Here is a 26,516-nt window from a genome sequence, read left to right as displayed (position 1 = left end):
TTTAAACTTTTTGGTCGTGCGATCGCCAATTCGACTATCCAGATGGTTTATATGTGCTCTGTTTCTACCACACTCGCAATATTTCTATGCTTTACTTTTTGATTAAGACAATACAGCCTATTTTAGTCCCCCTGTGTTTTGTGTCTGCCTGGGGCTTAATGTTTGTGCTATTTTCAAGTATTGGCCGTGCTGTCACCGACTCCCTGCGCCGAGCCCAACGTATGCACCAAATCCCTTGTGCTAATTGTGTATTTTTTACTGGCGACTACCACCTCAAGTGTCCCGTTCGCCCTACAATAGCCTTGTCGGAAGACGCCATCGACTGTCCTGATTATCGATCGCATTCCCGCACTTGGGGTTAAAAAAAATCTGACATTAGGATAGCGGAGTACAAAATGCTATAGCCTTTATCAGTTAGGTGGGTACAGGGTAATGGGTCATGGGGCATAGGGTATTACTAATTACCCATTACCAATTACCGATCTTACCTCATCTTTCTGAGAAAGGCTACATAATCTCTTTTTGTAACAACAACAGCACCTAACCATATGTACCGAGGGATTTCCTCTTTTTTCAAATTCCATACGGAGTTGCCATAAATTCGGAGATTCCTTGGCATTGCTCCCTCTAATTATTTGAGGAATTATCAGCTTTGTTGGTGGGTGCTGCTATTGACTTTTGATGAGACAGATTTGAGATTAAACAGCGTTTTACTCCTTAATATTCAATTTTGAACTTCGCTGTGGCATCTGTCAGAGAAGCTTTTTATTTGCTTCATATTGTTAATTTAGCACCTGGTTTGAAAAGTGCAACTACCTGCAACTAAACTTTACAAATAAAGGCAGCAGCAAGAGGGCAGAAGGTAAAGGATTATTAATAATGAGCTTGTGGGTATGAAGTTAAAATACTAGAGTCTGGCACTGCCTGCGATCGAGAAAAAGGGCATAATATTTGTATGAAAACAACCAAAACCAACTAAAATTATACTATACCAATCGAAAGCTTTACCCCCTTATTTATGGGGGTAAAATAAGCTAGGTAGAAGCTAGAATAATCTAGATTTTGTCTAGAATCTCAGAACTTTGAAAATTCAATACTTATAGAGGACTACCCCTTATGAAAGCTAACAAAACTCAACCCGCTTGTGATATTGCCGTGTACGCCGATAAAGAAAGTCTCGCACTACGGTTCCCCAAGCGTCATAGCCCTCTCTGGGAGAAGCTAGACGGCAAAAGCCTTAAAGGTAAGCCTAAGTGCTTAGGAATAGGCAAACACGGGTTCTCTGTTGATAAACCCGAAGACTGGAAGAGAGCAAGTCAAATTGCAATCGCGCTTGAAGCGGATTTAGACCATCCAGAGTGGGAAAAACTATTTGACCCTACTCTTGCCAAATACGGCTTAGGGGGGGGTAAATATGCCAAATTGGCTGAGATTCTACAATTGCCTGGTACGGCACAAGTAGAACTCGAACTCACCGTGGGTCAGATGTGGGAAGCATACTTAGAGTGGAAGAAGACTGTTGTTGAAGAAACTACATTTAAAACAGTGTATGACGTAAAGTTTACTAATGCCATTAATGGTAAAATTTGGTCAAAACAAACTAAGCAATATACTCTAAAGACCTCACCCTTAAGCGCTTGCAGACTTAACGACAAGGTTGAAATTGACAAGGCATGGAATGAGGTTACAACATTTAAAAAATCTAATCTCAACTCTGCTCTACGCGAGGCTTTCGACTACTGTAAATCAAAAGGGCTGCTGGTTAATTCAGTGACTGACAATCCTTTTGTGCTTGACAAATACTCGGCTCCCGTGGTGACTACTCAACAAAAATACGCAAGTAAAATTGTTCATGGTGAAGAAAAAGAGTGGCACGAAATACAAGATGAAAACAAGCTTGAAAACGACCGTCGTTCTTTTTCTAAGGCTGAACGAGACATTATTATCAGCGCTTTTTACGAATCCAAGCGAAAAACTGAATCCCGTTTAGCTCCCTTAATTGAATTCTATTTTCTGACCGGATGCCGTACTTCGGAAGCTTTTGCTCTCACTTGGAATGACATAGACTTTGGGCGCGGCATTATCCGATTTAGCAAGTCGCTAGGTGCAACTACTCGGAAAGTCAAGGATACCAAAACCAAAGAGATACGGCTATTTTATTTTAATAATAGTTCTCGGTTAAACGAGTTATTGTTAAAAATAAAAGCAAGTAATTCTAATAATTTGGTGTTTCCGAACACCAAAGGGAAATATTTTAAACCTAACACCATTAGTCACTATTGGTTAGGACATTCTCTCAACCGCACTTTAGCAGACGGTACAGAGGTTACTTACTCCTATCCCGGTGTAGTAGCTCGATTAGTAGAAGAAGGAAAGATAAGCGGTTACTTGCCTCAATACCATACACGGCACACATACATTACCCTTACAGCCCAAGCTAACGCCAGTAACACTAACGCTTTACTACATATCGCTAGCGCTTGTGGTAACAGCGTTGACGTGATACTGAGGCATTATCTAGGCATAGCTGAATCAGTCGAGTTAGTCGAAGTATAATTTACCCCCATAAATAAGGGGGTAAAAGAGTGAAAGGTTGTCTTGAATGGATTGTAGGCATATATATCCCCCGAATTGATATAAACTTTTTCAATAACCCTTGACAGTTACAGATAAGTTACTTATGGTGGTTACAGACAGCAGTAGGTAACGGGTAGGTAACTTATGACAATTCCATCGGTAATGCAAGGGTTAATCGAGTTGGAGGATGGCAAGGTATTCGAGCTTGACTCACCAAAAGGTTCCATGTGGCTAGAATCAGTAACATCCTTTAGATTTGAGCCTACAAGCTCAAATAAGCCCTATACAGTTCGCAAGGAGTCAGGTAAGGGGGGCGATTATTGGTATGGTTACAGAAAGATGGCTGGCAAGTTACACAAAAAGTACATCGGTAAGTCCTCAGAGTTAAGCACCGCAAAGCTTGAAGAGGTTGCAGAGGTATTAAACACTCCCTCGCAACCACGGGTTACAGAAAAAGTTACAGAAAAAGTTGCAGATAAAGTTGCAGATAGAGTTACACAATCGGTAGTAAGTGCGGTTACAGATGATAGGCTGACTACTTTAGAGTTGCAGCTAGCGACATTAGTAAAAGCCGTTGAAGCGTTACAGGAGGCACTGCCGGGAAAGTCCGAATCGGGTGATTCTCAGGAGTTGCCCAAGGTTGATAATGAGGTTACAGATAGTGAGTTACAGATTGAACTAGGTAACTTAAGAGATGAGAATGAAGCACTCAGGGCTGAGTTAGCAGAAGTGCGGTCGCAGCTAGCGACAGTGCAAACTACACCATCGGTTACGATATCCCCTAAATTTTACCTACCAGAGACTGCCGATATGCTTAACAAGCTGAAAGCCAAAAGGAAGAAATCAAAGGCTGATTTAGGCGATGTGATAGCCCTCTGGGAGATACTTGAGGACTCCTGTTTGTCCGGTTGAGGCGACAAAACCTTAGAGTCCTCACTTGACAAGGGACTGTGAATCTGCAATCGTATGTAACTAAGGAAGATTGATGCGCGACTGGTTAGCGTTTGCACCGCTAGCCAAGTCACGACTTCCCCAAACCGTTCATTTACAACGTTTGGAGCTAAATTATTATGCCATTTGTAGGTAGTCGCTTTGTAATGCGATCGCAACTCTTAATGATTGAGTTGGCGGGGTTTTGCCATGAGGATGCCAAGCAGTTTGGGAAGCTTAGCAAAATTGCTACATGGGAAGCGCTGCTTGGAGGTAAAAAATAATGACAGAGTTTAAGTCTTTGTTACAGATTCCCGTATACAGCGAATTTGAAGTTTCAGCTATTGTTTTTGGCGATGTACTAATCGGAGACAGTGCCGAAACAGGCAAGGAGAGAGCCTTGCTTGAGCAGTACATTAAGAAAGGACATCTTGAGAGAGAGCGTCGCAAAGAAGCGCTCTATAAGAGTCAGATTGAGGGTGATGCTGCACCCGAAAAACCTCCTTATTGGACAGAAAAACTTACCCGCCGGGAACTCGGTGAGACTCGAAAGCTTTGGACTAAAGATTTGAAAAATCTAGCTAGCTTGCCCGAAAATTCCTTTGTCAAGGATAAACTAGGGAGGTGTTGGTGGAAAATCACATTTAAGTTTCCCACCAGGAAACGCAACGGTGCAAACCATACTAAGACACTGTATTGTCGCTAGCATCGCAGATGAGTACAAGCGATTGAATATACGAGTAAATATCTGCTCATATGTTACTCGTATATCTTTATCAAACCATATAGGCTTGATAAATATTTTGGCGTATTTTGCTGTATACGCACTCGCAGTAATACTCCGTAATACGCCACTGAGACAATAATCAAGCTCATGTTAAGATATTCGTAGCAAGCTAAAGCAAATTATTTGTCATCCCTTGCTACCGTCTATCTACCTTTTTACCTCCATATTTAAGGGGATAAAGGGTAAGTAGACAAAAAAAATCCGCTATACCTTTGACGAGGTGCGGACATAAAAAAAACAAAAATTTCATTCTAATTCTAACTTATAGCTATTGACCCCGTACAGGGTAAGACATAGTAGGTTATCGTCTCTACACCTCGTCAATGACTAGATATAGCGGTTTCAAAAGTCAACCTTACTTAGAAACCACTAAATACATGGTACATCATAATTCCGACCAAGCAACCGTAGTTAACAATTCTTTACGACTGAATAATGACCACTACGGTCAAATCACTATAGACCGCGGGATTGACGGTGCTTGGGCTTCCGCTAGTTGTCAGAGTGTAGATATTGACAAAGCATCAGTCATTCTAGGATACACCGCTAAGTCACCGGGAATTGCGTTCTTTGGTGCGGGTAGTGGATTACAAGCCCAATTCAAACCTGATACACTCTGGACTAGCAAGGATGGCAAGAAACCTAAATACCTTACTCCAATAGGGGATTATGATGCTTTCCTGCCTAAGCACCCAACAGATAAGGGATATTGGGGTGTAGAGGCGCTCAAACAAGTTTGTTTGAGGATTAATGACCATCCCTACATACTTATTACCGAAGGGTGTTTTAAAGCTATCTCAGGCTGTAGCAACGGACTACCTACAGTCGCTCTAATGGGCGTAACTATGGGATTAACCCCTAAAGACAAGCAGGGTAAGCGGTGTTTAGTCCATGAACTTAAAAAGTTAGCAGAGGCTGGTTTCGGATTCATTATCACATTTGATGCTGACGCTAAAACAAACAAAAATGTCCGTTGGGAAGAACAGAAGCTTACCAAGGAATTGCTAGAATTTAATGTTCCGGTACTCAGCGTTACCGGAACGTGGAACATTGAGGATGGTAAGGGAATGGATGATTTTATTCAGAAAAAAGGGATAGAGGAATTCAGACGGATATTAGCAAAAGCATATGCGATTGAATCACATGACACAGTGGATGAGTCACATCAAAAGCATGAAGGTAGTGAAAGTGATTACATCCCAAGCTCAGCACCGTCCTCAGAGGATAATTACATATTGAAAGCACAGGCTGCACTGTATTCTGACGGTCATTGGGTATCTATCTGTGGGCGCTTGTACCGATTCACAGGTAGTCACTATGAGGAGGTTAATGAGGCTGTAGAACAGCGCCGTATCTCTGAATGGCTAAAGACTTACTCAGAGAAGGTAAAGGGGCGGTGGATTAAAAACAAGGCTACACCCGGTTGTATAAATGAGGTTTACAACTGGATTGTGAAACAGGTCGCTGTTGACTCAGACAAGATTAATCTTGATGGTTTGAACTGTTCTAACGGGGTGGTAAAAATCAACTCTGACGGCTCTCATTCACTTGTACAGCATGACCCAAATCAAGTCTATACCTACGTCGGTGGCAAGTATGACCCGGATGCTGATGCGACAGATTGCAATCGCCTTTTGGAGTGTCTTGAACCACCGCAACGCGAGATATTCCTACGGACTGCGAGTGCTGCGTTGAACCTGAAACTGGTGCGGTCAAAGCTTGGTGGCAGAGCGGTCAAGGGTCTACTCTGTCAGGGTGAGGGTAGTAATGGTAAGGATACGTTACGCGCTGTATTAGCTGAGGTTTTCGGACGTGGTATGACTGGGAAGTCATTGTCAGACTATAAATCCTATGACGGCGGACGCAAATTTGCACTGTCTCGACTAGAGGGTGGTATCTGTAATTGGGCTTCCGAGAATGCTTCAAGCGTTAATCTTGATAGTCTCCAAAGTCTTAAACAGTTCATCACAGGAGACCCGATTGAGATTGAGCGCAAGGGCAAGGATAGCTACGAATACAAACCAGAGGCTATTTTCTTAGCGAACTGTAACAAGCTACCGTCTATCACGGGTGGTACGGCTGCGATTGATGACCGCTACGGCATTTTGAGCTTTAAGAAAACCTACAAGCGTGGTGCTGTCGCGTCTCAGGGTGAGTTGGAAGCTGACCCGCGCTTTAAGGATGATGAGAGCTTTATCCTTGAGCGGATTGCGCCAGCGATGCTTAATAAGATGCTAGAGCGGTTCCCGTTGTTGTTAGCTGAGGGTATTGATTACGATGCTACCCGCGAGGTGATGCAGGACGCTCAGGAAAAAAGTAATCACCTGTGGCAGTTCACTAATGATGTTGGGATTAAAACACAAGCGGGGGGACGGATTTACATCAAAGACCTCTGGCAGAAGATGCAGGACTGGTATGTAGAGCAAGGGATTCTAGAGATTGAGTATACCGATAAAGGTAAAGAGAAACTGGTTTGGAACGATTTGCCCAACAAGTATGACAAGCCTGTAAAGGCTACCAATCAAGTGTTTGCACGACTCTGTGAGATTTTCCCTAAGCTGGCGAGACTTGTCCACACAGAGGGGGGTAGTTTAGACCCGCGCAAAGGGCAAGCGTACTTATCGGGTATCACCTTTGCTGTGAATCCTATGATAACCGAAGAAACTGCCTTACTTGCCTTACTTGCCGTCCCTGAGAGGGATACAGCCTTGCCTACTGCCTTACTTGAATCAACGAGTAAGGCAACGAGTGATGCTACACCCCATACACAGAAACCAAGTAAGGCAAGTAAGGCAGTTTTACCAGTCACGGACAATATTCTGCAATTAATTCAACAAATACGGCAAGTGTTAGACGTGTCCGACCAGAGTGAAGCAAGAAAATTAGCTAAAAATATCAAAGCTGACGTGGCACTTGGAGAACAAGTCAAGGCAACACTGTCACTAGAGGAAAATCACAATTTTAAGACGCTAGCCAATACCGGACTGATTAAAGGTATGCGAGTAAGTTATGTGGGTGACAACGCTAATTGCACAGCACAGTACGGGAAGCTTGACCTTGTGGTTGATGAAATTAGGTTTAATACTTACGGTGTTGCGGACGTAGCTTGTCTGAAGCCCGATGGCAGTTATGCCACATGGATTAATCACAAAGATTTGAAGCGGGTGTAGAGTTGACAGTAACCCCCTAACATGGGGGGGGATTATACGTCTCAGCCGGCTCTGGGAATTCTGCGATGGTCGGAACCGAATTTCTATTTTCTCCCCGATCGCGCCGTGCTTCCTTAAGTTCTTGCTCCAACATCTGTACCTTCAAGCCCAAGTCACCGTTGCGCTCGTGTAACTGGTTCAGTTCCGCATCCCATTCCGCAAGTTGCTTGTTGGCCGCTTTCAATTCTTGCCTGAGTGATTCATCGTTGCCATCACTCAGGCACTCAATTTTCCCAGCCGTTCCTCAATAGAGGCCATCCGTTCCATCACAGGGTCAAGACGTGAGCTAACAACCTTGTCTACAGTGTCTACAATATCTGTAGACACGACGCTATCATCGTTTCGCGTAGACAAATCTGTAGACACTGTAGACAAACCAAAGACTTCCTTGAGAATACGTTGTGCAGCTTGACTTACCGATTCACCCTCTAGCCTTTGGGCTTCTATCCAGTTCAGGAAGTGACCGGAAACTCTGAATGATATGACTTGACTTTGACTCATTGTAGACACCTGTAGACATCTATCTGTTATTGTAGACAGATATTGTATACAGTGTCAACATCTTTTGTAGATACTGTAGACATCTAAATCCTCTCCTAGTCAGGAATCACCCTTAAGTCTTGGGGATTGAGCCAAGCAACCGAGTGTCAACAGGTTTCCCGTGGTGAAGAGTGGCAAGCGACAAAAAAAGAGATAGTGAGAACCTTGGAAGCCTTGATAAATATAAGGTGAGGGTAGTGATGACAGAATGGTATACGGTTACTGATTTGTAAAATTTGTCATTCTGGACTTGTTCGTTTATATTTACCCCCTTAAATATGGGGTAGTCCAAATGAGTCAAGTTAGGTGGTACTCCACCGACCAAAAGCGTACTAGATTTTAGCTAGAATTCCCCAACTTGCAAGTAAGCAGATTTAACGGCTGTAATGACGGAAATACGTTAAGCAGCTAGAATGGGTCTAGAATCTAAGGGTAAAATGACTGAAAGTATTGATTTTAGGTAGTGATGTCGAAAACAACCAAACTCATCAAAATGTGCGCCCTATCGCTCAGTATTGTTTTATTGTGTAGCAGTGCAGCCAAGGCGGAACCGACAGCCAACCCTCAGCCACAGCAGACTTATACCAACTCTGAGATTATGCAACAGTTGGTAAAGGCAAGAGTCGTCTATCTGGGAGAAACCCACGATCGCATCGAAGACCATCAAGCTCAACTGGTTATTATCCGAGAAATGCAGCGACAAAACCCGAAAATTGCGATCGCCCTTGAAATGTTTCAGCGCCCCTTCCAAAGCGTACTAGACCAATATGTAGCAGGTAAACTCACAGAAGAGGAATTGATTGAGCAAACAGAATACAATCAAAGATGGCGTTTTCCCTGGGAATATTACGCGCCGATTGTGCGATTGGCAAAAGAAAATAAACTGCAACTTCTGGCATTAAACACACCAACGGAAGTAACGAGAAAAGTTGCCATCCAAGGTTTAGAAAGCCTCACTCCCGATGAAAAAAAGCACATTCCACCACTCGCAGAAATCCGCACTGATAACGTCGCCTATAGAAAAATGTTACTAGAGATTTACCAACAACATCAAAAAGCAGAACAGGGAAATAGTAAGGCCTTTGAAAGATTTTTGCAAGCTCAAATTTTGTGGGATGAAACAATGGCTGAAAAAATAGCTGAATTTGTCAAAGCGAATCCCGATTATCAAGTTGTAGTGTTAGCGGGGACAGGACATCTTGTTTATGGTTATGGGATTCCTAGCCGTGTAGAAAGGCGTTTGGGAGTTGGTTTGGTAAAAGCGCGATCGATCTTATTTAATTTGCCTACAGAGACTTCGTTCTCTCCTTTGTCCGCAGACAAACCCATTGCCGACTATATTTGGAAACATTAATTGGTGATGAAGCCCTGTGGTTTGGAAATACAAAAATATCGTTTCCAGGGCGAAAGACTTTGCATTTATCTCCAAATTGTCTCCACAAGCATTATATTTAAGCCCTATGCTTGGCATTTAAAAACCTCAAACCGTTGATTTCTCGTTGGTTTGAGGTTTTTATAGTATAAGCGGACGGCGGGACTCGAACCCGCGACGTTCAGCATGGGAAGCTGACATTCTACCACTGAATTACGTCCGCCCTTGTCTTTTTTACTTGTGTTTACCTTGTAGGCATCACCGTAAAAAATGACTTCAAACAAATTATACACCTATTTTCCAATTTTGAGTGTATTATTTTCAGGGTCAATTTGGGGTGGGAGTCGATCGGTCCTTGCACATATCTCGATCGCCCTCCCATCGCACCCCCTCAACCCCAGGGCAGTCACACTACTCGGCAAAGTGCTGTCGAATCTTGGCCGCTATCTGAGGCTCAGTCATCTTGTCAACTGTTTCAATACCTACAATGCGACCACCCAGATTATTTACCTCAAGACGTTGTTTCAGTTCATTTTTGGCTTCACCCGGACCAAATATCAGAATTGATTTGGCATCACGGATATACGCAATCACCCGATCGTAGTAAATATTGAGCTGTCCTGTAAAAGCTCTCTGGCGACTATCATCAGCTAATTTTTGAAGTGATTCATAAGCGCCATTAAGAGGTGAATCACCAGAACGCCGAGCCTGTTTTTCCACCTCCGATATTATCTCTTTTTTCTCTTCTCCTTTGTCGGTAATACCCACAACAATAGCTTTCCTGTGGTCAATCCAAAGACCTAATTTTGCGTCCATTAATATCTCCTTAGTTAACAATTTTTATTGTTAACGATGTATTGGTCTAAATCTCATTTTGTTAAGGGTTAGATCTTAGCTTTAGTTTCTTTTGTCGTCGATAAACAATCCCAACCAGGCAAAACTCAGCACCAGCATCGGCATTTCTAGCCAATCTTCCCACTGTTGCTTTGGAAGATTAGATAATTTGCCATGTCCTCTGCGGTTGAAATGACACCGCTACTGCCGCTCAGATAACCAGACATTTCTGGATATGCGAATGGAAGTCCAAATGCCATCAGATGTCCTTGTGCCATGTTGGTAGCACCTTGGAATGCGTCAGCACTTGTAGTTGCATTGAGCGTCCGCGACATTTGAAGAGGTGTAAAAATATGCGTTTGTAAGTAGGCTGAGAATGGCTGTTGACTCACCACTTCAACCACTCGCGCCAACACTTCGTAATTGGGATTGAAATAGTGAAACTGAGCGCCGGGTAACGCAACGGGACTTGCTCGATTGAGGCTAGTAACGCGATCGCGAATTGTTTTTGCTTGGGAAACCTGCAACTCAGGAAAGCCTACGTCAGATAAACCACTCACTTGATTGAGGAGATGACGAATGGTTATTTTGGCAGCGATCGCTGGATCGGTCACGGTGAATTGTGGTAGATAAGTTTGCACGGGTGAATCCAGATTAATTTGTCCCGCTTCAACTAGCTGCATCACTGCAATTGCGGTAAACGATTTGCTCATCGAAGCAATCAAGAATTGGGTCTGTGCTGTAACAGGCTGATTGTCATTTGGTGTACTGTATCCCTTAACGTGCAACACTTGGTTATTGTGAGTAATCGCGACTGCCAAACCAGGAATGTGATGAGTCTTAATTTGAGTTGTGATGAAGCGATCGATCCTATCATCCAAGTCCAGTTGGTTTGCACTGCCATTGATGTTGAATGTGATGACAATCAACACACTCAGGAATATAAAAATTGGGCGGAAAAGTTTATTCATTGGGTTAGATTTTGTTGATTTATTCGATCGAGCATAATTCGCCATAGATAGAATGAGCACGATTAAGACCGCAACTTCTGCTAGGGTGCGATCGATATTCAACTATTATCTATAGTCGTCCATCTAAATAAGCCTTACTCCTAATCGGAATAAATCGCTCTCTTTTTCGGCGTTTCTACAAGCACAGAAATCGCGAGCAAACTTAGCCCAATGATTTTGATAAAAGCGTTGACTGCGTGTGCATACTCCCATTGGTCACGATAGCGCGTCCAATCTGCTGGAATGGGATTCGTCAACCATTTAGCAAATTCAGCATTCATTGGCGCAACAAACACGATCCAACTCACAAACGCCAGCACCAATACAATCGCTCCGCCCAACGTCCAGTAAAAAGTTGAACCGCGTTTGCGAACCAGAAATGCCAGCACAATTGCCGTAATAATCGCTGTAATTTCAAAAACTGCGCCGACTGAGCCAAACAACTTATAAACATTATCAACAACTGTCACTCTCACCCAAAGTTGCTGGTCAAACTGTATCCTTTGTGGCAACTCTAGCAAATGTGTCATAGATAAACTCAGACTAAATGAAGCCAGCATCAGTGTGATGAATCGCCAAGATCGGATGAATGTCATTTTGCTCTGCCTCACAATATTAATTTCGGTAGTTCATAGTTAAATTTATGGGTCAATATAGCAATCCTAAATGAATTGCGTAATTGTTGTAGGGGCAAACCCCTCGTGGTTGCCCCGATTCGTGGGGGTAGGCACGGGGGCACTACCCCTACGGTTTGTACTGATTTAGGATTGCTATACAATTCTAAAAGTAAGCAACAAAGATTTCTGTCAAAACTTTATATCTCCCGATCTAACGTCGATTTAAATCTCAGCTTTAGTTTCCTTTGTTGTCAAGTTGACTTTAACTAAAATTCCCCAATATAATCTCTATCTTTATGAGTATTTTAGTATTATTCATCAACTGATAGGCGCTCTTATCCCTTTACTTTTGCAATAGGATTTCGGCATCCACAGGCATACCCGGTTTCACAAAACCACCGGGTTTGTCAAAGCTTAGTTTCACACCAAATACTTGCTCCACGCGGTCTTTTTGGAAATAGATATTTTCCGGTGTAAAGGATGCTTTGGCATCAATAGATATCACCTTTGCATTTAAGGGATGTTCATGTTTTGGATCGCTATCGAGGTAGACTTTGGTAGGTTGTCCTACCCGAATTCGAGCGATTTGTTCTCCCGGAATAAACCCACGCATATAAACTTGTTTCATGTCTACTATTCGCAGCAGTGGGCGACTTGGTAACACTACGGTTCCAGGTTCCACGCTGCGGGTTGTGACGATTCCGGCGATCGGACTTTTGACAGTTAAATTATTCAAACGACTCTGGATCAGTTGTTGATTTGCCTGTGCTGTTTTGACATCTGCCTGTGCTCCCAAAAGCGCGACTTTTGCTTGGTTTATCTGGGTTTGTAGGCGGCTGATATTCGTTGCTTGCCGATCGGGATTCAGGGCTGTGGTTTGTGCTTGGGTTAATTTTCCTTCAGCAATCGCGATCGCATTACGAGCTACTTCTACACCAGCCTGACGACTTTCGAGCATCGCCTGAGCAGTCTCAAATGCGGTTTGTGCTAGATCGGCGCGTTGTCGAGTTTCTGCACCCAGATTGGCTAAATTAACAAAGCGATCGCGATCGACTTTTGTCTGTTTCAGCAATGCTCTGGCTTCTGCTACCCGTGCTTGTTCCTGCTTGATAGCAGCCTGTGCTGTGCTCACCATTGCTTCTGCTTCTGCAACTTTGCCGATCGTATCGCCTTCAGATTGTTTCAGATTTAATTTTGTGTCTGCTACCTGACTTTTTAGCACCGAAATTTGGAGACGAGCTGCGGCTTCTCGTTGTTTGGCAGCATTAACATTTGACTTAGTTGCTAATAGTTCCGACTGCACTTCATCGTCATCTAAACGTACTAACAATTGCCCTTTGGTGACAGTTGCGCCTTCTCGGACTGTTACTTCTTTAACACGACCAGATCCTTTAGTGCTAACATCAGTTTCATAGCCTTCGATGCGCCCACTAAAAGGGATAAGGTTATTGTTTTTAGGACGGAAGAAACCATACCAAATTCCTGCACCGGTGCCTGCGATCGCGATAGTTCCTAACAGCAACCACAACCAACGGTGAGAAGAAGATTTAGGCGCAGGTGGTTGAGCAGAATCAGTCGGTTGTGGTTCTATAGAAGATTTAGGCGCAGGTGATTGAACAGAATCAGTCGGTTGTGGTTCTCTAGAAGATTTAGCCGCAGGTGGTTGAACAGAATCAGTCGGTTGTGCTTCTGTGGAAGATTTAACCGCAGGTGGTTGAACAGAATCAGTCGGTTGTGCTTCTGTGGAAAGCTTAGAAGAATTAGTTAAATTAGTCATGGTAATTGCTAATTGATAATTGCTAATTGGTAATTGGTAATCGAGAATTGGTAATCGGTAATCGGTAATCGGTAATCGGTAATCGCCGAACTTCCTGAATCCGTTACATAATCCGTTGCCGAACATCCGTTAAATCCGTTACAGAATCCGTTGCCGAACTTCTTCCTTTTAACTAAGTTGTCTTCGATAACGATTTGCACTTACAAGCAGAGTTGCTATGGCAAACAAAATCATCGCGATCGCGTGTAACCACCAAACCTCTAACCCAGTCCCCTTGAGCAGAATGCCCCGTAGAATGACTAGATAATGATAAAGAGGATTAATTTTGGCAATCCAACGAAATAGCAAGGGCATACTGTTCACCGCCGTAACAGCACCGCCTAACAAAATAATCGGGATGTTTAAAAAGATGCCAATTAGAATCGTTTGTAACTTATTTTCAGAAAATGTGGAAATAGCTAATCCAATCGCCACCCCAATTTGAATGTAGAGAATTGAGAAAATCAATAACAAAAATAAATTACCTCGTAATGGTAGTTGAAACACCAAAAATGCAACGGCAAAACACATCAGCAAAGTTATGGTGAGTAAACCAGAAATGGGAACAATTTTAGAAATGAGAATTGCCGTAGAAGCTACGGGTGTCATCAATAATTGCTCTAAAGTTCCCTGATCTTTTTCCCGCACTGCTTCTACGGCGGCGGCCAGGATTGCACTGAGAGTAACGATCGCACCAATGACTCCAGGTACAAAAAACCAACTATCCAGAGTACCGGGATTGTAACGGAAAGTGATTTCCGACTGAATGGGAATTTTCGATCCTGTTGATAGAGGTTGATATTGTTCTACTAGATTGAGGTTAAATTGAGTTGCGATCTGGGCAATATAACCCTTGGCAATACCAGAACTATAGGCATTGATACCATCAATTATGACCGCAACTTCTGACTTGCCAGTTTGCAACAAATCGCGGCTAAAAGTAGCGGGAATCATCAAGCCAGCATCGACTTGTCCGCGTTCAATCTGTCGAGTCAAATCTTGCTGGTTATTGGTGTATCGACTGGCAATAAATACCTGATTTGCAGTGAATGTATCGACTAATTGCCGACTGATCGCGACCTGATTTTGATCCAGAATCCCTAGCCGTAGATGGGTGACATTAGAGTTTAAGACATAGCCGAAAATCACCATAGAAATGATTGGTGCAATCGTCAAGAAAATTACCAGTTGCCGATTTCGCAACAGTTCGGTAGTTTCTTTAATTAACAGAGCAAAAAGGCGACTATTTAACATCTTTTTATTACCAAGTTACTACTACAGGACTTACTTACGGGGGGCAAAAACCCTGGTGGTTGAGCGAAGTCGAAACCCTGGTGGTTGAGCGAAGTCGAAACCCTGGTGGTTGAGCCCTTCGACTTCGCTCAGGGTACTGCTAAACCCTGCGTGAATATTGTCGAAAAAATTGACTATTTTTGGAAGAAACCGGGTTTTTTCCTAAGTCCCAGACTACACGATTAACCATTAATCTGACAATTGCATTCGACGCATTCCCCACCAAGCAAGCGCAAATTCCGCAATACTCAAAATGAGCATAGCGAGAATCAGTTCCCAAGTACCAAACCAACCAGAACCTCGCACAAAAACATCTCGACATAGTTCTATGTAGTACCGTACAGGAACTAGATAAGATGCAATTGAAAACGGAAACGGCACGCTATTCAAGGGAAAAAGAAACCCTGCTAGCAGAAAGCCAGTTAACACTTTAATTGTGCCGATCGCCTGAACTGCTGCACTTTGAGTTGTGGTGAAAATGCCAATAATTAAACCCAACTGCACCCCAGCTAACATAAACACAGGAGTACCAATGATCAATGGCGTTGGATCGCCAATAAAGCGCACTCCAAATAAGCAGAAACCGACAACAAACAGGATGATGGCTTCTCCTAAACCCACAGCAATATAGGCTAATGATTTGCCAATGAGCAGTTCAAAGGCGCTGAGGCTAGAAGCATAAAGTTGCAGAATTGTACCCTGTTCTTTTTCGCGAACAAGAGCGATCGCAATTAATAACGGCGGGAAAATTGCGAGAATTACTCCATAACTTCCTGGTACAATAAACAGGGATTCCTGCCGTCCCGGATTGAACCACAAGCGCACTTGAGCCACAACTCCTAATGTTTCAGATAGTTGCCCTAATTGCTCTTGTACAACAGCTAAAGTTGTTCCTTTGACAGCTAGATCGCTAACACGGGCATTGATTGTATCGCTACCATCAATTACTACCTGCACTTTCCCAGTTCTTCCTGCTGCTGCATCTGCGGCAAAACCAGGGGGAATGGTAATTTGTACTTGGGCGGTATCGCGATCGATCGCATCGGGAAAGCGCATTCCTTGCCACTTTGCCGGAACAAATAAATTAGTGGCATAAAGTCGTTCAATGTAGCTGCGACTGAGGGTGGTTCGATCTAAATCGCGCACTACTAGAGAGATATTTTTCGCTTCTAAACGAATGGCATAGCCAATAATTAGTAAGGCAATTACTGGTAGGATAAATGCTAGCGCAACGCCTAAGCGATCGCGCTGAAACTGTTGCAATTCTTTGAAAACTTGATTGCGAATTCGTCGGATCATGGTGGTGCGCCTCCTGCCCGTTGTACTTCTCCAATAAAGGCATCTTCTAGGGAAAATGCGATCGGTTCGGTTTCGATCAAGGGTAAATTAGCTTGTTTTAAAAGTGATTCTACTTGGGGTAATTCTTGCTGAGGATTGTCTAAGACGATGTGGAGGCGATCGCCAAAAATTGAGACGCGCCAAGGTTCTAGGTGTTCTCGCAGGCGATCGTAACTTTCTTGCAATTTCCCGACACGCAATTCAAATAATTGACCCGGTTGTGCTGATTTAATCTCACTTGCTGAGCCCTCTGCCACTTTGCGGCCTGCTACCATAAAACACATCCGATTGCATTGTTCTGCCTCATTCATATAGTGGGTTGTGACGAGAATTGCAGTGCCATTACGAGCAAAGTCGTTAATTAATTGCCAGAATTGTTTGCGTGCTAATACATCAACGCCGGAGGTAGGTTCATCGAGAAATAAAATCTCTGGTTCGTGCATGACTGATGCACCAAAAGCGACTCGTTGTTTCCATCCACCAGGTAATTGCTTAGTTAGTAGATTTTCTTGTTTTTCCAAGCCACAAGTTGAGAGTACCCAGCGAATTTTTTCCTGTCGCTGTTTGGGGGGAATGCCATAGACTCCACTGTAAAATTGTAGGTTTTCGAGAATTGTCAGGTCATCATAAAGGGTAAACTTTTGACTCATGTAGCCAATTTTTTGTCGCAGTTGGGCACTCCGCAGATTGCCTGTTTCTCCAGCAATGGATATTTTCCCAGAACTGATTGGTAATAGTCCACACAGCATTTTAATCATGGTAGTTTTGCCTGCGCCATTTGCGCCTAGCAGTCCATAAACTTCGCCATAATGAAGGTCTAGGTTGAGGTTGACGACTGCATGAAAAGTACCAAAAATGCGGTTGAGGTTCCGAGCACAGATGGCGATGGTAGGATTTTGGATTTTGGATTTTGGATTTTGGATTGTTTGCTGATTTATGATTTCGGACTCCTGCTGTCTAACACGCGATCGCGGAAATTGAATAAATTTAGGAACTCCCCCTTTTTGGCGTAGTAGGGTTGTGAATACGTTTTCTAGGGTTGGTTTTTCCCACTGAATGTCAATCCGATCATCGCTGGGTTTTGGCTGCTGAGTTAATCGATCGCGTACCAGGATTTCGCCTTGTTTGGCATCTTTGACTAGGACTTCAATGCGATCGCCATAAGTCGCGACATCAGCAATCTGTTCTTGATTAACTAACGGCAATAAGGCTTGTTCAGTTTTGACTAATTCAGGTGTCCGAATCACCAACCGTTGCAGCCCTAGAGCGGCTTTAAGTGCTGTGGGAGTACCAATTTGCTGAATTTGCCCATCGTAAATCAAAGCCACGCGATCGCACCGTTCTGCTTCATCTAAATCGGGAGTAGCGACAACAACGGTGATTCCCTGGGCAGTTAATCCCGCCAAAATATCCCAAAACTCGCGACGCGCAATGGTATCAACTCCCGTAGTTGGTTCATCTAACAACAGGACTTGGGGCTCAGCAATCAGCGCACAACAAAGGGCTAATTTCTGCTTCATACCACCAGAAAGACGACCGGCAAGGCGATCGCAAAATTTATCCAATTGCATCAATTTCAGATACTTACTACGTCGCATTTCTAGCTGGTTTTCTGGCACTAACCGCAGCCCAGCACTATAATTAATATTTTCCTCAACACTGAGGTCTGGATAAAGAGAAAATTGTTGTGTAAGATATCCCGTATAGTTGCGGGCATCTCTGGCTGGCAATTTTAGGATTTGCGCTTCCCCAGCCGTTGCTTCCATCACACCACCGAGAATATTAAAAACAGTAGTTTTACCAGCACCATCGGGGCCAATTAGTCCAAATAATTCTCCCCGATTTACGTCTAGGTCAATGCCCTTAAGTGCGATGGTTTTGCCATAGTGTTTGTACAGTTTTTTGATATGGATTGTGACAGCATTCAGGGCAGAAGTAGATGATAAATTCTTCTTATCGCGATCGACTGGATTTTGCAAAGATTGAGTCATTAATTTATCCAAAATGGAAACCGATCGCCGTTTAAAAATCAAAAATTAAAAGTGCAATTATAAATGAATACGGTTCAGTTAACACTGTTAATTCCCCGGAGATCCCCCTAAATCCCCCTTAAGAAGGGGGACTTTGAGAAGAATCTTGTCCCCTCTTTGTAGGGGCGGTACTCCCGTGCCCGCCCTCCGCTTTGAGAAGAATCTTGTCCCCCCCTTTTTAAGGGGGGTTAGGGGGGATCGGATTCTATGCAACGACCTATAAAATTGGTATAACGCTGTTAATTAACTGTCGATCGATAAGTCTGATGCGCCTTAAGTTGTGCCCGTAATTGGGCAATTTCAGCCGCCATATCGAGCACCATTGCGGCTCCAACTAAGTTCAAACCCAAGTCTTGACGCAATCGCTGAATCTGACCAATTCGAGCAATTTCGCGGCGATGTAGCATTGAGCCGATCGGCTCAATTACCCCTAATTCAACATAAACCTTGACCAGCATAACCGAAGTCTCTGTTACCCATGCAGCATATTCAAAGGTATAGAGTTGGTCTCCTTCGAGTGAAACCACGGTTGTTGAAAGGCTGAAACTCATAATTTAATCTCCTCTAACTGGGCGCGCGGGTTAAAGTTGGTATTTGCCTGGATTTTTTCGTAGCATTCTTGCTCGATCGCACTTAAGTCTTTTGGCGTGACAATCATAAGTTTGGCAAGTAAGTCACCGCGTCCCCCTTTTTGCAATGTCCAGCCTTTGCCGCGCAGTCTTAAAGATTGTCCCGATCGCACTCCTTTAGGCACTTTCATCGTCACGCTACCATCGGGTGTGGGCACGCTAATTTCCGCCCCTAAAACCGCTTCATCCGGGCGAATTGGTACATCACAAACGAGGTCATCGCCTTCAAATCGGAAGAAGGAATGGGCTAATATTTCAATGGTGAGATACAAATCGCCACGCTGTGGAGAAAACGGACTAGCACGGCCTTTACCCTTGAGGCGAATTCTACTACCTGGTTTTGCGCCTGCGGGAATGCGGACATTAATCGTTTCGTCGTCGAATTGCAGGCGTTTCTGGACACCGTGAAAGGCTTCGGAAAATGTGAGTGCGATCGCAGCTTCGCTATCAGGTGCGGGGGCTTGAGAGCGAAATCCGCCACCATAATCATCAAAGCCGCTGGTTGTGTTGGTTGTACGTTGCGATCCGTTTCGCGATCGACCTAACAAATCCTTGATAAATGAATCAAAATCGCCGTATTGATCGAAGTCAACCGTCCCAGAATTAGTTCCTCTAGATGGTGGCCCTTCACTGTAAGCAGGCTGATTCCAGTGCTCGCCAAAGCGATCGTACTTCGGCCGTTTCTCTGGATCGGAAAGCACCTCATTGGCTTCATTGAGGTCTTTGAATTTTGCCTCTGCGTCTTTATCTCCAGGATTTAGATCGGGATGATATTTACGAGCAAGTTTGCGGTAAGCCCGTTTGATTTCTTCAGGAGTTGCCGTTTTGGTTACTCCTAAAATCGTGTAATAGTCTTTAAAATCTGTTGCAGTTGGCATCACTGACCTCTAAAATACTCTTATTTTGGAAAAAAAAATAATATCGTTTATGGTGGTTTCGGAATTATTAAACCGCAGAGGGCGCAGAGAGCGCAGAGAAAGAGAAGAGAGGGATGAATGATTTTGATACCCACGGATTTGATCTAAGTTTTTTCTGATTTTACGGGGATTAAATTTATCGGCTATCTACCCACTTTAACTAGACTCGGAATCACCCGTAAATCTATCAGTCAATAGACAGATATTTAAGTCCTAATTTCTAAGGTAATCTATGTCAATAGTAATAGATTAAGTTTAAGCCTAATGCTCGCGATAAGATACTAATTTTTTATAATTATTTATCTCTATATTTAGAGACATATTTTTATTAATCCTGGCAGCTATGCTTGATTTGCGATCGCTTAACAAGTTTGAGAATTTACTTCAAAGTATGAGTATCTCAAGTTTATCTTTGGAAAATAATTTGATGAAAAACATAACTGTATTTTATTTATAAAAGCGATCGCCCTTACACCGAAAGTAATTTGAGGTGAAAATGTTCAGTATTAGTTTGAATTTACAGCAAGGAATCCATCGGCTAAAAATAAACAAATGGCTGATGGGGTTGCTGGTAGCAATTCCGATCGCTGGAATCGGCAGCTATGTTGCCTACAACCAATTGGTGACAGTCCCCCAGCAAAAGGCGCAAAGCAAGATTCAGACAGCATTAGTTACGCGGGGCAATCTGACGATATTGGTTTCAGCCAATGGTACAGTGCAACCCGAAAGTTCGGTTAATGTCAGTCCCAAAACCTCTGGTGTCTTGAAGCAGTTGCTGGTTAAAGAAGGTGAATTTGTCCAAGCAGGACAGGTGGTTGCCTATATGGATAACTCGAACCTCCAAGGGCAATTGCTCCAGTCTAGGGGCAACCTTGCTGCTGCTGAGGCAAATTTGGATAAAGTAATTGCTGGAAATCGATCGCAGGATATCGCTCAAGCTCAAGCTCAGGTGGATGAATCCAACGCCAGTTTGAACAAGGTAATGGCGGGGAATCGATCGCAGGATATCGCTCAAGCTCAAGCTCAGGTGGATGAATCCAAAGCCAGTTTGAACAAGGTAATGGCGGGGAATCGATCGCAGGATATCGCTCAAGCCCAAGCCAACCTGAATAAGGTCCAAGTCACCTACAGACAAGCTGAAGAAGATTTGCGGCGCACTCAAAAGTTACAAGCAGCCGGAGCAATCTCTCAACAAACTCTCAGTACGGATCGATCGACCCGTGATAGTGCGATCGCACAAGTGGAACAAGCCCAGCAAGCCCTCAATTTGCTCAAAGTCGGATCGCGCCCTGAAGATATCTCCCAAGCCAAAAGCATCCTCAAACAGCGACAAGAGGCATTGAATTTACTCAAAGTCGGAGCACGCCCCGAAGATATTGCCCAAGCCAAAAGCGTCCTCAAACAGCGACAAGAGGCGGTGAATTTACTCAAAGCGGGTTCTCGGCCCGAAGATATTGCCGAAGCCCGTGCCAAGGTAATGGCCGCCCAAGGTGCAGTCGCGATCGTCCAACGAAGCATTGAGGATACCGTAATTCGCGCCCCCTTCGCAGGAATTGTTGCCCGCAAATATGCCGATCCTGGTGCATTTGTGACCCCAACCACAGCAGGTAGTGCGGTGACTTCGGCAACATCATCTTCAATTCTGGCCCTGGCATCCAAAAATGAAATCGTGGCGCAGGTGGCGGAAGCCAGCATTGCCCAAATCCGCGTCGGCCAGGTGGCAATCATTAAGGTGGATGCCTATTCCGGCAAAACCTTTGAGGGGAAGGTGACGCAAGTGGCTACCCAGTCCTTGGTGCAGCAAAACGTGACCAGTTTTGAGGTCAAAGTAACGGTTTCTGACACCGAACGATTGCTGCATCAGGGGATGAATGTGGCGATCGATTTCAAAGCCGGAGAACTGACTCAGGTGCTGGTTGTGCCGACCGCTGCGATCGTGCAACAGACAGCCGTTCAGGGTGTTTTCGTGGCGAAAACAGGCGCAGATCCGGTATTTACGCCGATCGTGGTTGGGACAACTGTCAATGACAAAACCGAGGTCAAGTCTGGTTTAACTGGGAACGAACGGGTTTTGCTGAGTTTTCCACCCGGAACCCGCAAAGTCACTGGGCTCAACGGAGGTTGATGGTAGATGGGGAGGGTCGGCACGGGGGCACGACCCCTACAAAGGTTTTTTACTCGTTACCAGGCTCCAGCCTGGTAACGCCGATCAGGAGGCTCTGCCTCCATCCAGCCTGGTAACGCCGATCAGGAGGCTCTGCCTCCATCCAGCCTGGTAACGCCGATCAGGAGGCTCTGCCGACCTTTCTATTTTCCCTTTCCGAGGCAGAGCCTCTAGATATGGGTTCCCAGGCTGGAGCCTGGGAACCAGTTAATTCACTGGAATACGCTGTATTTTTTATTAAAAAACTCCTATGAAAACAAGGCGTTCTCCAAAGTCATTGATGCCGACCTCTCGTCGCACCAAACGCAGAATCTCACCGCTTGAAATATTCCTCATGGCAATTGAAACCCTGTGGAGTAATAAAGTGCGATCGGGATTGACAATGCTGGGCGTAATTATTGGTATTTCTTCCGTAATTGCGATTACTTCCATCGGTCAAGGAGTCCAAAAAGCCACCGAGTTAAGAATTGAGGCATTGGGTACCAATATCCTCCAAGTGTCAGCAGCCGCAGCGAAAACGGGCGGCATCAGTCAGGGCGCTGGCACTGCTAGTACCTTAACCTGGGAAGATGCTCAGGCGATCGCCAAACAAGTCCCCGCTGCAACAGCCGTTTCAGCCTTCTTATATCGCCCAAATATTCAGGTGGTACGTGGCAACGTCAACATTTCGACAACTGCGATCGGCACGGATTTAAACTTTCCAGCGGTGAGAAATGTCCAGCCGCAACTAGGGACATTTTTTCGGCAGCAGGATTTAGATATAGCCAAAGCAGTAGTGGTAATTGGTGCCAAAGTTCGAGATGATTTGTTCGCTCCATCAGAAATTGCGATCGGTGCCGATATTCGGATTCAGGGTAAACGTTATAGCGTGATTGGAGTAATGGAGCGTAAAGGGTCTGTAGGACTGCAAGATATGAATGATATGGTGTATCTGCCACTGACTAATATGTCCGCCCAGATTGTTGGTAACAATGCTCTCACAGGTGTGGCGATTAATGGCTTTTGGCTGCAATCGAGTAATGCCGATCAACTCGAATCGGCAGAATTTCAGGTGACAAATGTGCTCCGACTGCGCCATAATATCCGCCCGCCCAAAGAGGATGATTTTCGTGTCACCAATGAAGTGGATCTGATTAAGACTTTCACGAGTATTATGGGGTCACTGACGCTGATGGTAACTGCGATCGCTGGAATTTCGCTAGTTGTTGGTGGTATTGGTATCGCGAATATTATGCTGGTTTCGGTGATGGAACGGACGCGCGAAATCGGTCTGCGTAAAGCTGTTGGTGCAACTAGCGGGGCGATTCTCAACCAATTTTTGATGGAAGCGATCGTTATTTCGATTATTGGCGGTGCGATCGGGATCGGGTTGGGTATCGCTCTCGCTTTCACTGCCGCCACACTATTCAAATTTCCCTTTGTTGTCCCCTTGTGGTCAGTGGTGGTGGGGTTTGTCCTGTCGCTAATTGTTGGGGTGGTAGCAGGCGGTATCCCTGCGCGCAATGCTGCAAAATTAGACCCGATCTTGGCACTACACGGTGAATAAATCAGTTGACAGTTGACCCTTCGACTCCGCTCAGGGCGACGCAGTTGACAGTTGACAGTTGCTCCCGCCTTTGTTCCTAGGGCGATGGAAGCGCACTACGATCCACCTATAAAGGTGGGAGAATTTAACCCCTGATATTTGGTGAATAGCTATGGCAACCATTATTTTACTTAAAGATATTACCAAAACCTATCACTTGGAAGCGATCGATGTTCCTGTCCTCAAGCGCGTTAATTTGTCGATCGAACAGGGCGAATATGTAGCAATTATGGGAGCTTCTGGTTCGGGAAAATCGACACTGATGAATATCATTGGTTGTCTCGATCGTCCCACCAGTGGGGAGTATTTCTTAGCAGGGATAAATCTCACAACCCTCGATGATGATGAACTCGCAGATATCCGCAATCAATACATTGGGTTCGTGTTTCAGCAGTTCAACCTGTTACCACGGCTAACATCACTGGCGAATGTGATGCTACCGATGATTTATGCCGATGTCGATCGCTCCCAACGGATCGAGCAAGCTACTGAAGCATTAGTACAAGTCGGTTTGAGCGATCGACTCCAGAATAGTCCCAATCAGTTGTCAGGCGGACAGCAACAGCGAGTGGCGATCGCCCGTGCTTTAGTCAATCATCCAGCCTTAGTCTTGGCGGATGAACCGACTGGAGCATTGGATTCTCAAACCTCTCATGAGATCATGGATCTGCTCACAGAGTTAAATCAACAAGGTACAACGATCGTAATTGTCACCCATGATGCCGACGTCGCCGCGAGGACAAAACGGGTGATTCGGATGCTTGATGGAGTAATTGTTGAGAATGCACAATCAATCAAGAATTAGGACGCGGTAGTGCCCATATGTGTCAACTTAAGCCTGAAAGCATCCCAAGTCCGTTAGTGGGCCCGCGAGTCCGCCAGGGGTTGAAACCCCTGTCTAATAGCTAAAGTCCTCGGTCGAGGACTAATGAGTTGAAAATTCTTCTCTTCAGTCCTCTTCAGAGGACTTTCGCTTTGAGGCAGGGGTTTCAACCCTTGCCGGACTATTGGTTGTACCTTAAGTTGACACCTATGGGCAGTGCCGTTTCCCTACAATTAATCGGGTAGGGACTAAGGCACTGCCGTCTCCTCCATTTCTATCTTGATATCTTCAACAACCAGATTGTCAGAAATCAAAACAGGTAGAGGTTCAGAAGCTTTTAAAGACCAGGTGCGATCGGCGGTTAAATCCAAAATAGTCTGGTGATAATTACTCAAACTTTCTCGATGTCCAATGCTCAAAAATGTCATACCAGAGGCTTGTAACTGTTGATACAAATGTTTTTCATTACTAGAATCAAGGGCGCTAGTAGCCTCATCTAAAATTGCGTAGCTAGGTTTATTGAGCAGCAGACGTGCGAAAATTAGGCGCTGCTGTTCTCCCAAAGATAGAAGCTCTGCCCAGTTTTGTTCAGTGTTAAATCCTCCATGCGTTTCCTCTAATTTTGGTAAATTTACCTGGATCAAAATTTGCCTCAACTGCGAATCTTCAACTTCCGAATCCATATTTGGATACAGCATTTGATCGCGTAACGTCCCTAGAATCATGTAAGGCCGCTGCGACAAAAACAACATTTCATCGAGGGTAGGCCGCGAAATTGTACCAGTCCCTGCATCCCACAATCCAACGATCGCCCTTAGCAAAGAACTTTTCCCGCAACCGCTAGGCCCTCTCACCAGCAAACCCTCGCCATTAGAGAGTTTCACAGATAGATCCTCCACCAAAGTCCGTTGACGGTTAGGTGTTTGGAGGGTCATATTTTCGATCGCCAGTCGATCGGCAATTTCAGTTTTGATACTTGTTTTTTCAACACCGTCAACCTCGTTAGAAGTTAAATGGTGAGTTTCCAAACACTCTAAAAAGGTGTATAAACGCTCGACACCAGCGCCAAAAGTAGCAAGGGATTGGAAGCGCGCCACAATTAGATTCAGCGAGAAAAAGACTCGAATGAAAGCTCCTTGCGCCTCGGTAACTTTACCAACTTCTAAATCCCCCGCAAAAATGCCGGGGGCGACTACAATTGCTGGCAAAATGAACGGAATAAATTCATAGGCGTTAGTCAAGATATTGAGATTAAACTCCCAAAAAATCAAGCGCTTGAAGTTATCAAAAGCTTCGACAAATCTGCCTTTTACGCGATCGGACTCGCAGTCTTCTCCCTGATAAAAGGCGATCGCCTCCGCATTTTCTCGCACCCGCACCAAACTAAACCGAAAATCGGCCTCTGTTTTAAGCTGCCCAAAATTGAGTCGCATTAAGGGCTTCCCGAATACCCCAACAGTCGCCAGGGTTCCCACCAGGGCGTAGAGTACCAAAAACAAGATTAAGGGCTTAGAAATGCCCCAGAGTACCCCACTAAAAGCCACTACGGCTAACAAAGAATCAACTACCGCCAGCAATAGTTTTAACGATTCTTGGGTAAAGCTTTTGACATCTTCAGCAATCCGCTGATCGGGGTTATCGATGTCCGCATCGGCATGATTTAGATTGTAAAATGCGCGATTCTGGAAATAGCGATCGATAAAACGGTTAGTCAGCCATCGCCGCCACTCCAAGCCCAGGCGATCGCGCAAATAATCATAGCCCGCATAAAGTGGTGCATAAATAACTAATGTCCCGGCAAAAATCAGAATCGTTTGCCAAAATCTAGCTTCATCGTGAGCAGACAATGCCGAAATTAGCTCGCCTCGCTTGTTGTTGAGCAGTACGCTCAGTCCCGTGTAGCCAAAGGACAACAGGATGACTAATAACAATAAGCCGCGCGCCCGCCATTTTTCGTCGCTTGACCAGTAAGATTTGGCGATCGACCAGAACTGTTTGAGTATAGTTAGATTAAATCGTTGCATTACTTTAATTCAGACAAGGTT

The 26,516-nt window shown here is 44.5% G+C and carries 22 protein-coding genes and 1 tRNA gene; 10 read left to right on the top strand and 13 right to left on the bottom strand.

Annotation, left to right across the window (positions count from 1 at the left end):
• Positions 1–86: 86 nt before the first annotated feature.
• The 6 genes from ACBR23_RS03420 to ACBR23_RS03395 all read left to right on the top strand — a co-directional run bounded on the left by ACBR23_RS03420 (position 87) and on the right by ACBR23_RS03395 (position 7,464).
• Positions 87–362, top strand: coding sequence for a hypothetical protein (locus tag ACBR23_RS03420; protein ID WP_341735401.1), 276 nt, complete (start codon positions 87–89; stop codon positions 360–362).
• A 754-nt stretch (positions 363–1,116) separates the two neighbouring features.
• Complete coding sequence (locus ACBR23_RS03415; protein ID WP_371118731.1) at positions 1,117–2,556, top strand: tyrosine-type recombinase/integrase; 1,440 nt, start codon at positions 1,117–1,119, stop codon at positions 2,554–2,556.
• Between the two features lie 165 nt (positions 2,557–2,721).
• A complete protein-coding gene (locus ACBR23_RS03410; RefSeq protein ID WP_371118730.1) occupies positions 2,722–3,489 on the top strand; it encodes a hypothetical protein in 768 nt (255 codons plus the stop codon).
• A gap of 158 nt (positions 3,490–3,647) precedes the next feature.
• A complete protein-coding gene (locus ACBR23_RS03405; RefSeq protein ID WP_371118729.1) occupies positions 3,648–3,791 on the top strand; it encodes a hypothetical protein in 144 nt (47 codons plus the stop codon).
• Positions 3,791–4,213 (top strand): hypothetical protein, encoded by a 423-nt coding sequence (locus ACBR23_RS03400; RefSeq protein WP_371118728.1) that lies wholly within the window; start codon positions 3,791–3,793, stop codon positions 4,211–4,213. The genes ACBR23_RS03405 and ACBR23_RS03400 overlap by 1 nt, the downstream gene beginning before the upstream one ends.
• A gap of 458 nt (positions 4,214–4,671) precedes the next feature.
• Positions 4,672–7,464, top strand: a complete 2,793-nt coding sequence (locus ACBR23_RS03395) for a DUF3854 domain-containing protein (RefSeq protein ID WP_371118727.1) — start codon at positions 4,672–4,674, stop codon at positions 7,462–7,464.
• 16 nt (positions 7,465–7,480) lie between these two features.
• On the opposite strand, the gene ACBR23_RS03390 is transcribed toward ACBR23_RS03395, so the two are convergent.
• Positions 7,481–7,687, bottom strand: a complete 207-nt coding sequence (locus ACBR23_RS03390) for a hypothetical protein (protein WP_371118726.1) — start codon at positions 7,685–7,687, stop codon at positions 7,481–7,483.
• A 32-nt stretch (positions 7,688–7,719) separates the two neighbouring features.
• A complete protein-coding gene (locus ACBR23_RS03385) occupies positions 7,720–8,004 on the bottom strand; it encodes a hypothetical protein (RefSeq protein ID WP_371118725.1) in 285 nt (94 codons plus the stop codon).
• 505 nt (positions 8,005–8,509) lie between these two features.
• Here ACBR23_RS03385 and ACBR23_RS03380 point away from each other — a divergent pair.
• Positions 8,510–9,397, top strand: coding sequence for a ChaN family lipoprotein (locus tag ACBR23_RS03380; protein WP_371118724.1), 888 nt, complete (start codon positions 8,510–8,512; stop codon positions 9,395–9,397).
• Positions 9,398–9,566: 169 nt separating this feature from the next.
• Here the strand turns inward: ACBR23_RS03380 and ACBR23_RS03375 are convergent.
• From ACBR23_RS03375 to ACBR23_RS03330, 10 genes are all read right to left on the bottom strand, one after another.
• Positions 9,567–9,638, bottom strand: a tRNA-Gly gene (locus ACBR23_RS03375).
• A 188-nt stretch (positions 9,639–9,826) separates the two neighbouring features.
• Positions 9,827–10,231 (bottom strand): hypothetical protein, encoded by a 405-nt coding sequence (locus ACBR23_RS03370; protein ID WP_341737216.1) that lies wholly within the window; start codon positions 10,229–10,231, stop codon positions 9,827–9,829.
• Positions 10,232–10,377: 146 nt separating this feature from the next.
• Positions 10,378–11,220, bottom strand: a complete 843-nt coding sequence (locus ACBR23_RS03365) for a serine hydrolase domain-containing protein (protein ID WP_341737217.1) — start codon at positions 11,218–11,220, stop codon at positions 10,378–10,380.
• Positions 11,221–11,360: 140 nt separating this feature from the next.
• On the bottom strand, positions 11,361–11,855 hold the full coding sequence (locus ACBR23_RS03360; RefSeq protein WP_371114661.1) for a hypothetical protein: 495 nt from the start codon (positions 11,853–11,855) through the stop codon (positions 11,361–11,363).
• Positions 11,856–12,219: 364 nt separating this feature from the next.
• Positions 12,220–13,779: an HlyD family efflux transporter periplasmic adaptor subunit gene (locus ACBR23_RS03355; RefSeq protein ID WP_371114660.1), complete on the bottom strand. Its 1,560-nt coding sequence runs from the start codon at positions 13,777–13,779 to the stop codon at positions 12,220–12,222.
• A gap of 42 nt (positions 13,780–13,821) precedes the next feature.
• The gene (locus ACBR23_RS03350; RefSeq protein WP_371114659.1) at positions 13,822–14,946 is read right to left on the bottom strand and encodes an ABC transporter permease; all 1,125 of its coding nucleotides are present in this window, start codon (positions 14,944–14,946) and stop codon (positions 13,822–13,824) included.
• A gap of 228 nt (positions 14,947–15,174) precedes the next feature.
• Positions 15,175–16,284 carry an ABC transporter permease gene (locus tag ACBR23_RS03345; RefSeq protein WP_371114658.1) on the bottom strand — a complete coding sequence of 370 codons (1,110 nt, stop codon included), beginning with the start codon at positions 16,282–16,284 and terminating at the stop codon, positions 15,175–15,177.
• Positions 16,281–18,314: an ATP-binding cassette domain-containing protein gene (locus ACBR23_RS03340; protein ID WP_371114657.1), complete on the bottom strand. Its 2,034-nt coding sequence runs from the start codon at positions 18,312–18,314 to the stop codon at positions 16,281–16,283. Before ACBR23_RS03340 ends, ACBR23_RS03345 begins: the two co-directional genes overlap by 4 nt.
• Before the next feature lie 278 nt (positions 18,315–18,592).
• Entirely contained in the window at positions 18,593–18,904 is a 312-nt protein-coding gene (locus tag ACBR23_RS03335; RefSeq protein ID WP_371118723.1) for a chaperone modulator CbpM, read from the bottom strand.
• Positions 18,901–19,860, bottom strand: coding sequence for a DnaJ C-terminal domain-containing protein (locus tag ACBR23_RS03330; protein WP_371118722.1), 960 nt, complete (start codon positions 19,858–19,860; stop codon positions 18,901–18,903). Before ACBR23_RS03330 ends, ACBR23_RS03335 begins: the two co-directional genes overlap by 4 nt.
• Before the next feature lie 535 nt (positions 19,861–20,395).
• Between ACBR23_RS03330 and ACBR23_RS03325 the strand changes: the two genes are divergently transcribed.
• The 3 genes from ACBR23_RS03325 to ACBR23_RS03315 all read left to right on the top strand — a co-directional run bounded on the left by ACBR23_RS03325 (position 20,396) and on the right by ACBR23_RS03315 (position 24,453).
• Complete coding sequence (locus tag ACBR23_RS03325) at positions 20,396–22,024, top strand: HlyD family efflux transporter periplasmic adaptor subunit (protein WP_371118721.1); 1,629 nt, start codon at positions 20,396–20,398, stop codon at positions 22,022–22,024.
• 373 nt (positions 22,025–22,397) lie between these two features.
• Positions 22,398–23,609, top strand: coding sequence for an ABC transporter permease (locus tag ACBR23_RS03320; protein ID WP_371114653.1), 1,212 nt, complete (start codon positions 22,398–22,400; stop codon positions 23,607–23,609).
• A 151-nt stretch (positions 23,610–23,760) separates the two neighbouring features.
• Positions 23,761–24,453, top strand: a complete 693-nt coding sequence (locus tag ACBR23_RS03315) for an ABC transporter ATP-binding protein (protein ID WP_371114652.1) — start codon at positions 23,761–23,763, stop codon at positions 24,451–24,453.
• Between the two features lie 266 nt (positions 24,454–24,719).
• On the opposite strand, the gene ACBR23_RS03310 is transcribed toward ACBR23_RS03315, so the two are convergent.
• The gene (locus ACBR23_RS03310; RefSeq protein ID WP_371118720.1) at positions 24,720–26,495 is read right to left on the bottom strand and encodes an ABC transporter ATP-binding protein/permease; all 1,776 of its coding nucleotides are present in this window, start codon (positions 26,493–26,495) and stop codon (positions 24,720–24,722) included.
• Between the last annotated feature and the right edge of the window lie 21 nt (positions 26,496–26,516).

The sequence above is a fragment of the Microcoleus sp. genome (assembly GCF_041354475.1).
In the GTDB taxonomy this organism is placed as follows: Bacteria; Cyanobacteriota; Cyanobacteriia; order Cyanobacteriales; family Microcoleaceae; genus Microcoleus.
This window is presented reverse-complemented; position numbering and strand designations above follow the sequence as displayed.

What these genes read in the sequence shown, in the direction of transcription:
- ACBR23_RS03420 (WP_341735401.1), top strand. Translation starts at nt 87, where the DNA reads ATGCTTTACTTTTTGATTAAGACAATACAGCCTATTTTAGTCCCCCTG.
- ACBR23_RS03415 (WP_371118731.1), top strand. Translation starts at nt 1,117, where the DNA reads ATGAAAGCTAACAAAACTCAACCCGCTTGTGATATTGCCGTGTACGCC.
- ACBR23_RS03410 (WP_371118730.1), top strand. Translation starts at nt 2,722, where the DNA reads ATGACAATTCCATCGGTAATGCAAGGGTTAATCGAGTTGGAGGATGGC.
- ACBR23_RS03405 (WP_371118729.1), top strand. Translation starts at nt 3,648, where the DNA reads ATGCCATTTGTAGGTAGTCGCTTTGTAATGCGATCGCAACTCTTAATG.
- ACBR23_RS03400 (WP_371118728.1), top strand. Translation starts at nt 3,791, where the DNA reads ATGACAGAGTTTAAGTCTTTGTTACAGATTCCCGTATACAGCGAATTT.
- ACBR23_RS03395 (WP_371118727.1), top strand. Translation starts at nt 4,672, where the DNA reads ATGGTACATCATAATTCCGACCAAGCAACCGTAGTTAACAATTCTTTA.
- ACBR23_RS03385 (WP_371118725.1), bottom strand. Translation starts at nt 8,004, where the DNA reads ATGAGTCAAAGTCAAGTCATATCATTCAGAGTTTCCGGTCACTTCCTG.
- ACBR23_RS03380 (WP_371118724.1), top strand. Translation starts at nt 8,510, where the DNA reads ATGTCGAAAACAACCAAACTCATCAAAATGTGCGCCCTATCGCTCAGT.
- ACBR23_RS03370 (WP_341737216.1), bottom strand. Translation starts at nt 10,231, where the DNA reads ATGGACGCAAAATTAGGTCTTTGGATTGACCACAGGAAAGCTATTGTT.
- ACBR23_RS03365 (WP_341737217.1), bottom strand. Translation starts at nt 11,220, where the DNA reads ATGAATAAACTTTTCCGCCCAATTTTTATATTCCTGAGTGTGTTGATT.
- ACBR23_RS03360 (WP_371114661.1), bottom strand. Translation starts at nt 11,855, where the DNA reads ATGACATTCATCCGATCTTGGCGATTCATCACACTGATGCTGGCTTCA.
- ACBR23_RS03355 (WP_371114660.1), bottom strand. Translation starts at nt 13,779, where the DNA reads ATGTTCGGCAACGGATTATGTAACGGATTCAGGAAGTTCGGCGATTAC.
- ACBR23_RS03350 (WP_371114659.1), bottom strand. Translation starts at nt 14,946, where the DNA reads ATGTTAAATAGTCGCCTTTTTGCTCTGTTAATTAAAGAAACTACCGAA.
- ACBR23_RS03345 (WP_371114658.1), bottom strand. Translation starts at nt 16,284, where the DNA reads ATGATCCGACGAATTCGCAATCAAGTTTTCAAAGAATTGCAACAGTTT.
- ACBR23_RS03340 (WP_371114657.1), bottom strand. Translation starts at nt 18,314, where the DNA reads ATGACTCAATCTTTGCAAAATCCAGTCGATCGCGATAAGAAGAATTTA.
- ACBR23_RS03335 (WP_371118723.1), bottom strand. Translation starts at nt 18,904, where the DNA reads ATGAGTTTCAGCCTTTCAACAACCGTGGTTTCACTCGAAGGAGACCAA.
- ACBR23_RS03330 (WP_371118722.1), bottom strand. Translation starts at nt 19,860, where the DNA reads ATGCCAACTGCAACAGATTTTAAAGACTATTACACGATTTTAGGAGTA.
- ACBR23_RS03325 (WP_371118721.1), top strand. Translation starts at nt 20,396, where the DNA reads ATGTTCAGTATTAGTTTGAATTTACAGCAAGGAATCCATCGGCTAAAA.
- ACBR23_RS03320 (WP_371114653.1), top strand. Translation starts at nt 22,398, where the DNA reads ATGGCAATTGAAACCCTGTGGAGTAATAAAGTGCGATCGGGATTGACA.
- ACBR23_RS03315 (WP_371114652.1), top strand. Translation starts at nt 23,761, where the DNA reads ATGGCAACCATTATTTTACTTAAAGATATTACCAAAACCTATCACTTG.
- ACBR23_RS03310 (WP_371118720.1), bottom strand. Translation starts at nt 26,495, where the DNA reads ATGCAACGATTTAATCTAACTATACTCAAACAGTTCTGGTCGATCGCC.